General features: G+C 61.2%; 8 protein-coding genes and 2 pseudogenes. 9 read left to right on the top strand and 1 reads right to left on the bottom strand.

Going from position 1 to position 12358, the window contains the following annotated elements; translation table 11 throughout:
- Nucleotides 1–118: 118 nt before the first annotated feature.
- From ACW7G0_RS11005 to ACW7G0_RS10965, 9 genes and pseudogenes are all read left to right on the top strand, one after another.
- Nucleotides 119–763, top strand: coding sequence for a hypothetical protein (locus ACW7G0_RS11005; protein ID WP_456989656.1), 645 nt, complete (start codon nt 119–121; stop codon nt 761–763).
- A gap of 14 nt (nt 764–777) precedes the next feature.
- A pseudogene (locus tag ACW7G0_RS11000) lies at nt 778–1041 on the top strand (integrase); the annotation flags it as partial.
- Nucleotides 1042–1077: 36 nt separating this feature from the next.
- Nucleotides 1078–1353, top strand: coding sequence for a hypothetical protein (locus tag ACW7G0_RS10995; protein ID WP_456989655.1), 276 nt, complete (start codon nt 1078–1080; stop codon nt 1351–1353).
- Nucleotides 1354–1493: 140 nt separating this feature from the next.
- Nucleotides 1494–1907, top strand: a complete 414-nt coding sequence (locus tag ACW7G0_RS10990; protein ID WP_456989654.1) for a hypothetical protein — start codon at nt 1494–1496, stop codon at nt 1905–1907.
- Nucleotides 1908–2024: 117 nt separating this feature from the next.
- On the top strand, nt 2025–2564 hold the full coding sequence (locus tag ACW7G0_RS10985) for an HAD family hydrolase (RefSeq protein ID WP_456989761.1): 540 nt from the start codon (nt 2025–2027) through the stop codon (nt 2562–2564).
- A 385-nt stretch (nt 2565–2949) separates the two neighbouring features.
- A pseudogene (locus ACW7G0_RS10980) lies at nt 2950–4019 on the top strand (IS3 family transposase).
- Between the two features lie 531 nt (nt 4020–4550).
- Nucleotides 4551–4727 carry a hypothetical protein gene (locus ACW7G0_RS10975; protein WP_456989653.1) on the top strand — a complete coding sequence of 59 codons (177 nt, stop codon included), beginning with the start codon at nt 4551–4553 and terminating at the stop codon, nt 4725–4727.
- 656 nt (nt 4728–5383) lie between these two features.
- Nucleotides 5384–6040 carry a hypothetical protein gene (locus tag ACW7G0_RS10970; protein ID WP_456989652.1) on the top strand — a complete coding sequence of 219 codons (657 nt, stop codon included), beginning with the start codon at nt 5384–5386 and terminating at the stop codon, nt 6038–6040.
- A 43-nt stretch (nt 6041–6083) separates the two neighbouring features.
- Entirely contained in the window at nt 6084–6809 is a 726-nt protein-coding gene (locus ACW7G0_RS10965; RefSeq protein ID WP_456989651.1) for a hypothetical protein, read from the top strand.
- Here the strand turns inward: ACW7G0_RS10965 and ACW7G0_RS10960 are convergent.
- Nucleotides 6806–12193, bottom strand: coding sequence for a hypothetical protein (locus tag ACW7G0_RS10960; protein WP_456989650.1), 5388 nt, complete (start codon nt 12191–12193; stop codon nt 6806–6808). The genes ACW7G0_RS10965 and ACW7G0_RS10960 overlap by 4 nt on opposite strands.
- Between the last annotated feature and the right edge of the window lie 165 nt (nt 12194–12358).

Below are 12358 nucleotides of genomic sequence, written 5' to 3'. Positions count from 1 at the left end.
CGTGTAACGGCGCGCGAAAACTGGAAGGGCCACGAGTTCGCGTCTGTTGTAATAAAATTACATTTTCGGGGCGTTTCCGCCTGATCGATATCCGTCCGCGTGTTGACGTGCCAGTTCGATGTCCTGGTTTCTGGACTACGTTACGACCGTCTCTGGGGAAATGACTATGTCGAAGAGAGAGGAGGCGCTTCAGCGCCTCACGCTTGCGCGGGACACCTTTCACTTCAGCGCAGCCGCTTACGCGTTGTTGACGTCATCGGCGACCGGGCCTTCCTTGCTCGAACACGTATTCGTGTTCGACGAGTCCACATTTCATGTGTGCCGTCTTGGCGAGACGGCCAGACGAGGCATCAGCAAGACAATCCGGTTCCAGGGTGTGATCCCGAAAGAGGCCGCTGAATCCATGATGGGCGTTGTCTACGAAAAGATGATCACCGACAGCGTCGAGGCCACCCGCATATATGCCCGGTCTGTAGGTGAGCTTGATGCCTTGATCCAGGAACAATGGTTCGCGGTCGCCCAGCATCTTCGCCATGCCTTCAGCCACGGTGGTAAGTGGACATTTAGACGTGGCCACCCTCCGTTGCCTGCAACCTGGAACTACAAGTTCACCGTCACTAAGGACATGAATGGAAGCCCCGCACGCGGCTTCCTCCCTTGGATGTGGGGTGAGATGTTGTGCAGCCAAATGACGCTCTATGTGAGCGGCATTGTTGACTATCGGCAACAGCACATTCCCCCAGATCTGCGCACGCAAGGGTGATCTGACGATTAGCCAGACTATGGAAGGGTCGTGTGGGCCCTGCCCTCCTCCCCGGTTCCGTCGCCTCGATCGTAAAGCGGCGGGCCCGTTTGGCGGGCTTGACAGGGGACTTTGGGGCGCACAGTCTGCGGTCGGGGTGTGTCACTGAGGCTGGGAAACAAGGGTTGCCCCTGCCAGCGGTAATGGCCAAGACGGAGCACCGTTCCGTGGCGAGTGTGATTGGGTACTTTCAAGCAGGCGCCGCCGAGGAGAATCCTGCCGCGCAATTGCTCAAGTAGGCTATTTTCGGCACATGTCATTGACCGGGGGACGCCGTGGCTGTTTTACCAGTTCCGCCTGAGGAGCAGATTATCCAGCTTAGTGACGCCGGCAACCTTGCCGCCGAGCTCGCGGAATACCATCTTCCAGCCGAGGACGGAAGCGACACGTTCCTGCAGCGCTGCGTCGCCTTGCACAGCAACGGCGACATCGATCTCGTCGCCGTCCGGGTCAGCCGGCGTTCGACGCCATCGACACGCACTCGTTCTTCAGGGCGCAGCAATTCTATTGCGATGCCATCCCACAGCTCCGCACAAATGCTGCCGCGTTGATGGCGTGCTGCCGCATCCTGATCGAACGTGCGGGGAACGACGGTGTCGCCCACATGCCGAACGGCGCGTTCCGGCAATGGTGCAAGAGCAATCCGGAGGGCGCTGCCGGCGTCATCCGGGAGGCGTAGGCCGGAAACGACTTGGCCACGCAGTTCGTCACGTTTGCCCTGCAAGGCGCCAACGACGTCGAGACGGCCACCGAGTTCGTTCGGGAGGACGACGACAGCCGGCGGCTTTACGGCCTGTCGGCGCTGGGACAGATGACGTTCGCAGACACTGCCAGCGCCCGGCATGCGATCACGGACGTGGAACCGTTCATCGCCAGCAACAACGACGATGCCGTCCGCGTGACCGCGTTGTCCGCAGCCATCAGGCGGCACGCCGTGCAGATCGCACGACACTTTCCAACTATTGAGCAGGTGTCGTCCATGGCCAGTCCCGGTCCTTTGAACAGCGTTGGGCTCGAGGTTCCCGGCGCGCCCCCCGAGTGGGCTGAGGACTGCCGGTTAGGCCCACTTCGTTACTCCACGAGACTGAGTTGGCCTGAGGACTAATCGTCCATCCGCGAGAGGATCCCTCTCCGAAGGCGTTCACATCGGGCGATAGGCACTTGACTTGCCCGCCACCATTGCGAGCTAAGGTCACGTCATGATCGCTGTAAACCTCGATGCATTCGGTACAACACTCCTCGGCGACGTAGTGCCTATGTCCGGCTCGCGCCTGCGGGCGAGCGGCGTCAGTTCTTGTCACGGAAGGAGTCGATCCAGACTGTCGCCACAGAAATGGGGATGGCTTACCTTATCCCCGTGCTGGAGAGAGAGGTGGCTTCGGAGCTGCAGGTTCTGAGTCTCTATCCTGATGTGATGGGAGTTTTAAGCAAGCTCCGGTCCCGTGGAATTCGCGTGGCAATCTGCAGCAACGTTGCGGCTGCCTATGCTCCTGCCATCAGGAAACTGCTTCCAGGCCTCGACGCCTACGTGTTGAGTTGCGAGGTCGGTGTTTGCAAACCTGCCCCGGTCATATACCGCGCTGTCACCGAAGCGCTGGCGGTTCAGCCTAAACACACACTTTCTATAGGCGACAGTCCACGAGCTGACGTAGAAGGGCCGGTCGCGTTTGGAATGAAGGCCGCTTTACTCAATCGGTCCGCGGTGTCCCGGATCTCTCTGCCACCGACGAAAGATCTTAATCCACCAGCGGTGATGGGTTAGTGCCGCGGGCCGCCTGACAAGGTCCACCAAACGACCTTGCCTACCAGAACGATTGGCGCAAAGAAGTCTCGAGTGGCTTCGGCAATGCTGCGTATAACGAGGGCGGGAATCGTTTCCATTATTTGACGATAGCACATGGTCGCGTAAACGTTTCTTCGCTGAAGGCATTTGGGTCCTTACGCAGCGCTGCCCATATATCGTCCTCTCGACGCCGCGTGATGAGAGCGCCGTGCTTTCTGCTGTCACGACTTTGCGTCAGCGCACCGACGGTTAGCCAGCCGCGGTCGACCCAAGCGTTCACCGGAGTATGGTAATTCGATAAACCCCCACCGGTTAGCTGACCCCAGAAGTGGAACTTTCTCGTACGCTTTCCCGGGGAGGTTCGATGAAAAAGTCCCGCTTTACCGACAGCCAGATCATCGCCGTGCTCAAGCAGGCGCAGGCCGGCATGCCCGTGCCGGAGTTGTGCCGCGCGAGCACGGCATCAGCTCGGCCACCTTCTACAAGTGGCGCAGCAAGTTCGGCGGCATGGACGCCTCGATGATGTCTCAGCTCAGGGAGCTGCAGGACGAGAACCGGCAGCTGAAGAAGATGTACACCGACGCGCAGCCCAGCGCCGAGCTGCTGAAGGAAGCGCTGTCAAAATGGTGAGGCCATCTCAGCGCCGGGAGATGACCCGAACGCCGGTGGAAAGAGGGCGAACGAATATCCGGCACGCCTGCCAGACCTTCGAATTGAGCGAGGCCTGCTACCGCTACCAAGCCCAGGCGAGCCAGGAGAATGCCTGGATCGCCGACTGACTGGTTCGGTTAACCACCGCCTACAAGGACTGGGGCTTCGCCCTGTGCTATCTGCACCTGTGCAACGTCAAGGGCTTCGGCTGGAACCACAAGCGCATCTAGCGGGAGTTGGAATTGAATCTGCGGATCAAGCCGAAGAAGCGGCTAGTCGCGAGAAGCCCGAGTCGCTGGCAGTGCCCGAGACGATCAACCAGACATGGTCGGTGGACTTCATGCTTGACCAGCTCAGCGACGGCCGCAGTTTCCGCCTGTTCAACGTGATCCGATTTCAACCGCGAAGGATTGGGCATCGAAGTCGACCTGTCGCTGCCCGCGGCCCGTGTGATCCGGTCGCTGGAATAGATCATCGAGTGGCGCGGCAAGCCACGCGGGATCCGCTGCGACAACGGTCCCGAATACATCAGTGGTGCGCTACTGGCTTGGGCGGCACGGCACGATATCCGCATCGACCATATCCGGCCGGGCAAGCCGCAGCAGAACGACATCGAGCGCTACAACCGCACCGTGCGTTACGGCTGGCTGGTCCGAACCCTGTTCGAGACCATTGAACAAATGCAGGACAAGGAACGCGTTGGCTATGGACTTACAACCACGAGCGGCAAACAAGGCGCGCGGCGGCATCACTTCGATGCAGAAACTGGCACTTGCCGCTTAGCTCGACCGACCAAAAGGCGTGGAGGTGTCGTTGGCCGAAGCGCCGCTAGTGGGACACCTTTCTACAAGCGCCCGCGCGCCGAGCAATGCCGCGTCGTCGACGTTGGCGAACTACTTAGGGTTTTCATAGAGTTGCCGATAACACGGTGTCTATCCGAATCGCCCTAAACGCCAAGCTGAGCGGGCAGGCACGATGGTGGTGCTGCGAAATCCTAGGTTGCGAGGGAGAGTTCGCGAAGGGCCAGCTGCCCCGGCAGAGTCCGGGGAGACTCCAGTACACGCGGGGCACGCTGCAGGGGAGGCAACGTTGCTGGAGCAGCAAATTTACTGCATAGGGATTCATAAATGTATCAGGAAATTCCTTACACGAACCCGCCACGATCAGAAGCTGGTAGGTGTGCTCCATTCGAATCGATACCCTGCTAACCCGAACCCCTCCCTGCGGCGGCATCGTTGGGAGCTCAGCCCCTGAGGCGCGCGCCAAGCTCCGTTATGCCATGACTCTCTCAGCGCACCAGGCGCGACAGAGGCCTTGACCATCGACAACATGGGATGCCGCCATCCCACTGCAGAAGCGGTGTTTGCCTGGAATTTGGCGATGGCTTCCAGATTCGGCCAGAAGCACCACGCTACCTGCCAGGAGTTGCTCCAGAGCGTCATCGACGCCGAGTGGGGTGCGGAATATTTTGAGCCGGCGCTTGATGGTTGAGCGGGCCACATGCCGACTGGCGTCCAAGCATGTTGCGTCCTTCCGGCTAAGATGATAAATATCCACTTGCAGGCTTCATCATTCGTGATACGGCTTGTCTCACGAGCGAGTGCGCTCGCACACGCAGTGTCCGATCGCCTTTCGCGTCGCCACTGCAGATGCGTTCCAGTACGTTGGAACAATGATCGTCCGTTAATCAGACGGTTGAATCAGTTGGGCTCTCGTTGCCCACGATGTACGCGCTAAGTATCGACGCTCGTACATCTACCCAAGAGCCATACGGCGATAAGCCCCTGCTCGCGACGGCCGGCTCGTTCGCGCTCGACCTCACTTGATCGACTAACCGCTCATATCGCGGGTCCAACTGCGGCCCGTGCTTGGAGTGAGCATGAGCTGGCGATTCACCTGCCGCAGCACGACCTAACGCCTCGGGCTTGGGTCGTACGTTCATTCCATGCCCGTCCTTGGGCCATTCCCTGACTCACACGTGCGCGCCGTGTGGGGGCCGATCGTGCGCGCGCAACAAATTCCATCCGCCCGTGGATCCGCGAACCAATGCCAAGACCGGATCGGCCCACCCTAATTGTGAGTACGAGAAAATGGACACAAATATCCGCCTGAGTAGAACCGGTTTCGATGAGCATGGAAGATCGACGTTGGCCGCCAAGTCACTTGTGCAGAACATCGCGAATGGGCGCGCGGTTGCCATATTCGTGTCGGCGACCTGCCCCACGATCCTCTCCTCGACCTACCTCGAGCTGAGGCGCGACGGCACATATTTGGTGATTACAAATACCCAGTCGACCGAAAATATCAAGAGCGCGTTGGCGTCAGTGGCTCGTCTGACGGCCGCCGTCGAGGCGTATACCGCCAATCCGTCCCGTGAGGCGGAAACGGCGCTCGAGGTCGCCGAGCGTGCGTTCCAGCCGACGGAATTGCGCAGCCTGACGAATGCTCTGGTCGACGTCAGTGGCGCGGACCGTCGCGTGATCGATATGGACATCGATGGCGTTTCCGTCCAACACATCATTGCCCATCGTAGTCAGACCACCGCCTACAGCGCGGGAGCGAAAGCTGTGAAGACAGAGGTTGCTGGAGCTGCGCCGAGAGATGCTGTCACCATCACCCGAATGCAGTCTCAGCGTGATGTCCAATTCGTCGACGGGAGTGCCGCGCTCATGAAGCAGGGACCGTCGACAAATTCGATCGCGCCGGGGCAGCGCGTGCTGGTTCAGCAACGTGCACCAAAAACTTTTTTTCTGATGAATCCATCGACCTCCTATGACGACCGTAGTACAGCCGAGATCGGCTGATGTACGACCTCCGCATTGCCGCCCCGGGAATTGAATGATCGCAATGAATCAGACCGATACATCTACGAGCCAACAGACCGTCATCACCTGTCGCATTCCTGGCATCAGCACGTACAGGAACTCAGTCAGGATTCCTCTGGAGCAGGGCAATCGGATTGAAAAGACCGTCGCGGCAATCCGCGTTCTCGCCGATCAGTTCGACGGATGCTGTATTGACGCAGTGCCGCAGTACGCCGACGACGCAATCCTGATCTCCGTCCAATCGCGGGAACAGGCCGACGGCCCGATTGATCCACACCAACTTGACGCGTTCATCCGCAACGTTGCGGAGTTCCTGGATGCCATCCGCCAAGGCCGAGCGCCGCGACTTGACCCAAGGCTGGCTGATGAATCGGAGTCCAAAATTCCCGCCACCTGCAAAGCCCTTCTGGGGCACGGCACGCTCGATCTCGCCATTGAGGGCCGTCCGCCCATAACGCTCAAGTGCCAGAGCAAATCCAGTCGGGACTCAGCGCTTCCGGTAGCGCAGGAGGTACATCGCGCGGAAGACGTCGTTCTCGTGTCCCACGATCACGGGCAATTTCTCACCTCTGCCGATCAAGCCGCGGGCCTACGGCTGGGAGACCGGATCACACTGGACGACCTCCGCACCACGACGCAGATTCGCCGAGCGCGCGGCATATTGATTCATGGCCCCACGACTCAGTGTCAACTGTTCCCACCTGAGCCGAGCGTGGATGCGGAGGAAACGCGCGATGTCACCCCCTAGTTGGCGGGGTTTTCGATAGCCCCCAAGCGCCCTGCAATCCAAGCCGTTGCAACGGCGCGCCTGACCACGCCATCCAGTCGCGCATCTTCCCCAGAATCAGCCAGCCCGCCAGTGTCGTGGCAGCGCCATGCCCGGAGCTTGGCGTGGGCATGGTCCGTGTTCGTGATCTCCAGCCTGACACGCTTTGGAACGGCCTGCTCCCACGCGCGAGCGAGGCCGTCCAAAGCCGCGGCCTCCCCTTCGATCCCATCTCGATCGAAGGCGCTCATGATGTCGACTATGGATTCGAGCAACTGAAGGACACCCGTGCGCTCATCGAGGAGGAGAGCGTCGAACCATGAAAGGAACGCGTCCAGCATGGCGTGGTCTTGGCGCTTCAATACGCGCGACGGCCCGTTTTGTAACTCATGGGTTTCCTGGTTCCGGAACAGGGCCTTCCCCATCCTTCGTTCGACGAGGGAGACGCGTCGCCGTATCTCCGCAACGTCCGCCGCGGTGGCACCGTACACGCGGGCCGCTGATTCCAACCCACCCAAGCGGTCGGCCATGCGGAACAGGGCGTCGATTTCGCGACTGGTCCATCGGGTCCGCACTGTCTCGCCAACCGGATCCTTTGGCACCGGCGCCAAAGGAAGTCGCCGTGTCGTGCGTACGTGGGCAAGCCACATCAATGCCGGAGCCAAATGTTTGGTCTGCTGGGTAATCTTGTCGACCGCCGGCAGGCTCACGCCCATGGCGAACGCGATCTCACGTCGCTTCATGTACGTCTCAGCCAATGCGCGGTCCTGTCTGGACCGCATCAACCACGGCAGGTGCAGGTAGCTTCGAACGGTGGTCCGCCAATCCACATGACCCAAAGTGACAACCCGTTCCATAAGGTCACGCGGCAGGATCACTTGGGCGCCCGGCGACGTCGATACAGCGATACCGCAGCTCTGCAACCAGACAGAATCGGCATCGTCCAGAAGCAAGGGCATGGTGCGCTCGAATGCCACCAAGTGCCGCAGCCGGTGGAGCCGTTCGCGGCCACGTGATGTAACGTCGCGGACGAGTTCCACACAGGCCCGCGCTATCGCATCCCTGCCCTCTGCAGCCATCGGCTCCCCGGATGGGGAGAAAATGTATGCCCGCGCTCGCTGCCATGGTGCGCTCCGCAATCCGTCGATGCCTATCCACTCAAGCGCGTGGCTGACACCTAGCTGACATGTGCTGTCGAACAGCAAGGTGCGACGCGCCGCCGCAGTTTTGAGCCTGCGCGATCGATTGCGTCGTACACGGATGCCTGCCTGCTCGCCCACGAACCAGACATCTCCGAGCCGCAACCCAAGCACTTCCGCGCAGCGCGCGCCTCCCCATGCATACAGAGGCAGCGCAACCGCTGCCTGCCGGTAAACCCTGACGTCGTCGGGCGTGCGGCCCGTACCATCGCGTGCCCGCGCGAGTGCGTTGTCGAGAATGGCCACACGCTCCTGCGGCAGGATGAGCCGTGCATCCACCGACTGCGTGCTGTTGCGTAGATGGGACCGGACCTCATCAAGGTCCACGTCGGGCATGTCGAAGTGCCGCTGACTGCATCGGTGAAACTCCAGGATTGCCGATGCGGCCTGCGCGCGATTGCTACCCCCAGCCAGAACCGCCGCTTGGTAGGCCTCGCTCAACTCGACGTCATCGAGGTCCGCCAGCGAGCTGTTTCCGAGCAGCTCAACAAGGGTCCCACCGATTCTTGTTAGATACGTGTAAAGAGTCTTGTCCGCCGGGTTGCGTTGGGCGGCTGTCCCTTCTACGAGCATCTTGCACAGCCACATGGCCAGCATCCTGACGACCGGACGAAGGACCGACTCGGGTCGCGTCTGCGACAGCAGCGCGTCCACTTCGGCAATGACCCGGCGCCGCGTTCCCACCTGAAACAGCTGGCTCGCGGGAACCGTTCCCTGCGTCAGCGGTAAGACGAGTGTGTTGCCCGTACTGGGCAGCGTCCGGCACAGGGCCAGATATTGCGACCGCGCGCTCCCCTTGGCTCCGATCACCGACGGGAGGACGCCTGCGGACTCGATATCGACGTCGGCACCATCGTGAAGCTCCATCCGCGGAATGGTTCCCACCGGATCTCCATCAATCAGCGCCAATTGGTCGGTGATACACGCATTGGTGGCTCCTGATTCAGTACTAAGCGCAAATCGGGCAGCCGGCGAAAGCTCGAAGCGGTTCGCCACGCCAACGGTCTCGCACAACATGACCAGCAGCCCCGATGGCCGAGTTCGGCCGGTCGGAAGCGCCCAACCCGGGAGGAATTCTGCCAACGCCGCACTGAGCGTCTCGCGGTCAGGCATCGACTGCCCTACGTAGCGCCGAGCCAGGCGCGCCAATGCAACTGCCGCCAGATTCCGCAGGGCCACAACCTGCTCTGGGCGGTCGCCCCACGGCACCAAGACCACATCGGACAGATTGGCCGGCCCGCTATAGGATTCCCTGTGCCGGATCACCCCCTCGATTTGTTCGGGGTCATCCATGTACCCAAAAACCGCCAGGACGTAGGCCACGCGCGCGCAAGCGCGAGGGAAGTCGCGCCAATCGCCAGGTCCGGCGGCGCCCAATGCAGCGGCATGGCGACGCAGTGCGTCAACCTGCCGAACCGCGTGCATCATCCCGGGTATGAAAGCGTTGTCGAGCGGACGCCTGAACGTCCCCAGCGCTCCGGGATCCTGACCGGTGATGCCAAGTGCCTTGTTTACGCGACGCAGAATTCGACGCAGAGCGCGCGATCGGGCGATTCCAAGAGCAACGTCATCGTCCGCGGCCTCAAACAGCATGTCCCGCAGTGCCTCGGCTTCCTCGCGTTGCAGTGGCTGGACCGTCCGACCCTCGACCTGATCCCGAAAGGCCTTGTCGATCCCGCGTTCGATCAGGATGCGGTGCGACAGCACGTCCTGCTCAGCCTGCTGCCGATAAGTCGCAATCTCTGCCAACTGCCCCTTGCGCCATTGGCGGATCTGAGCTTGGGCATCGGCCTGGTGATCGGCTACAACGGTGCTCCAGCTTTGCAACGGAGGCAAATCGCGGATGCCTTTCGCCTCGGCGTTTGTAGGGAGTCCCGACCGAACGCGCCAGCCCATGCTCCGCGCCAATGCCTCCAGATGCGGCGCGATCATCCCGATCGCCGCGGTTGGGGCGGTCGGACTGGCATTCGAAAACGGATATCCCACCGCCTCCAGGTGTCCAAGCTGCACGGAAGCCCATTCCGGCGATAAGCCCGCTTCCACACCACGCGTTCGTATCCAGGTTCGCCCCCAGTTCAAGGGCTGTTGCGTCCACCCTTCCGGCAAGCTCTTGCGCCAAGTCGCCATCGCGAGCGGCATGGGATTGCCATCCCTATTAATGCCGAACAGCAACGGCTTAAGGCCAGCGAGCACAGCGCGAACATGAGACTCCAGCCGGGGCTGGATCGCGACCAGTCCATGTAAGTGTTCCAGATACTTGGTGATCTGCCGGACCAGACATGGGGCCAATGCCGCAAACCTGGGATCGTGGGCGGCGTCATGGACCTTGTCGCGGAACAGAGCCATGCCGCCTTCGGTTTCGAGGTGGACCTCTCCCACAGTCAACGCGAACAGTGCGTCGACCGGACGATGCCCCGCCACCACCAAGAACATGCAAGCGGTGTGCGTGACCATGGTCTCGTGAACTGTCCGCCACTCTCCATCGTTCCGCCGAACAGCCACACCTTTGTTTAGTACGCCTCCCGAGCCCGCAGCCAAGCGCCGGACCCGGATGACTTCAGGGAGGCTGGCGGCTCCGGTCCTGGTGGAGCTGACGAACCCGGCTGGGATTGCCAGTCCGATCTGCAGCAATGATTGCAGGAAGGACCAATAGCCCTGGGCCACGTCACGTTGGCGTGGCGCGTAGTAATGCACAGGAGCGTCGGACTGTCCAAGCGAATCCGCGCAGATGAGTTGGGTTAACGCGACGTCACGGGTTTGCTCGTAGACGTGCACGGCGCAGGATCGCCTTACCTGGCCTGCAGTGAACCGGAACCCGGCCCTGTCAGCGACATGACGCGCGGCTTTGCGTAAAACCGCCGCCAGGTTGGTAGTGTCACCGGTCGCCAGCTGTTCAAACACCGCCACATGGGACCTGATCACGTGCACGACAGCAGGCGCCAGGGGTAGCCGGAATGACGCATCCACAGATTCGAAGTGGTGCGCCGACTCGGGTAATGGCTCAAAAAAGCCAGTGGCCCCTGTGTGATCCTTGGGCAGCACTCGCCAGAACACGTCCATTTCCAGGTAGCCCTGCTTCAGTGACAGCGTGCAGGTTCCTAATGGACGGGCGCGCGCCGACGCGCCCTCCAAGCGGATTGCAGCCAGCGTGCGAGCCGTCCGGCCGGTAAGTGCCTGCAGCAACAATCCAACCATTCCCATCGTCAGGTCTCCCGTGGTTTCCGGGGAGTCCAACTCATCCAGCAGCACACGCACGACACGGCGGAACTGCTTCAATGGCAGCACCTCCGCGTGGTTGGTCAACAGCAGGAAATTGCCGTTCCAGATCGCCTGCTGTGCTTGGTACCGAGCCAGACGCCGCGCATCCGGGTTGGCACGTCGCTCCGGGATGGTGGCGACAAAGTTTGGGATTGTGGCTTCGCTAGCTGGCTCTCCCAGCTCCAAGTCCGGAGTACCGAAGCGGGAGCGGGGTATTTTTCGACGGATCGGCCGGGCCGGCCGATCTGATTCGCTCTCTTCCTCCCCATCCTCAGCTTGAGATGGCCGGGTCGCGTGAGGTGCTGGCGGCGTCGGAGCGACAGGGATTGAGCCAAGGGCATGAGCCAACTCGGGCCTGAAGTGCCGGTGCCACACTTTCTCGAGCCCGGACAGCCCACAGGTCTCCAGGATCAGGGAAGCATCTATGAAGTCCTGCAGCGCCGTGGCCGCGCCCAACCTCGGCAACAGGGAAACTACGGGGGACTCCGCGCCTATGTATCGATCATGTTCCGTCACCTCGCGGATCGCGGCAGCGAGATCCTCCAAAGCTGTTCGCCTGGGCTTCCCGTCCCGGTTCCAGCGCAAGCTGCAGATCAACAATGTGGCACGCAGGGACTCGGGCCCCGGCGCCGGGGCTGGCTCCTTCCCGATCAGAGCGCGCGTGAGACGGAACCCGCCGGTCAGATCCCTGGGGTTAGCCTGTTGGATGCGACCTTGCGTTGAGACGAGTCGCTCGTCCATCTCGGCGATAACCTCCCCGAACCCGGAGATGCCGAGGGCGGCCTCGAACCAGACAACTGAATTGGCAATTCGGGTAACGGCCCGCACCAACGGGAGCGCGTGTGCCCGGGTAGGTATCGGATAGACGGTCACCAGATCATGCAGCAGCCGACTGGCGCCGGGCGTCATTTCGCCAAGTGCCTGGAGCAACTCGCTGGGGCTGACGCTATGCAGTGCGGGGGTCAAAGCGGCCGTCGCTGTCGTGACTGTACCGCGTCAATTTCTTATACTTTTAATGCACCGTCAACCACTTCATTGGCCTTGGCTGCAACAGTCCTTTCAAAAAGCCGTACT

The organism is Lysobacter sp. A286 (genome assembly GCF_054052105.1).
Note: the sequence above shows the minus strand (reverse complement) of the source record. Positions and strands in the feature narration are given on the sequence as shown.

Excerpts from the sequence above, each read along its gene's own strand:
- ACW7G0_RS11005 (WP_456989656.1), top strand. The coding sequence starts at position 119 with ATGTCCTGGTTTCTGGACTACGTTACGACCGTCTCTGGGGAAATGACT.
- ACW7G0_RS10965 (WP_456989651.1), top strand. The coding sequence starts at position 6,084 with ATGAATCAGACCGATACATCTACGAGCCAACAGACCGTCATCACCTGT.
- ACW7G0_RS10960 (WP_456989650.1), bottom strand. The coding sequence starts at position 12,193 with ATGACGCCCGGCGCCAGTCGGCTGCTGCATGATCTGGTGACCGTCTAT.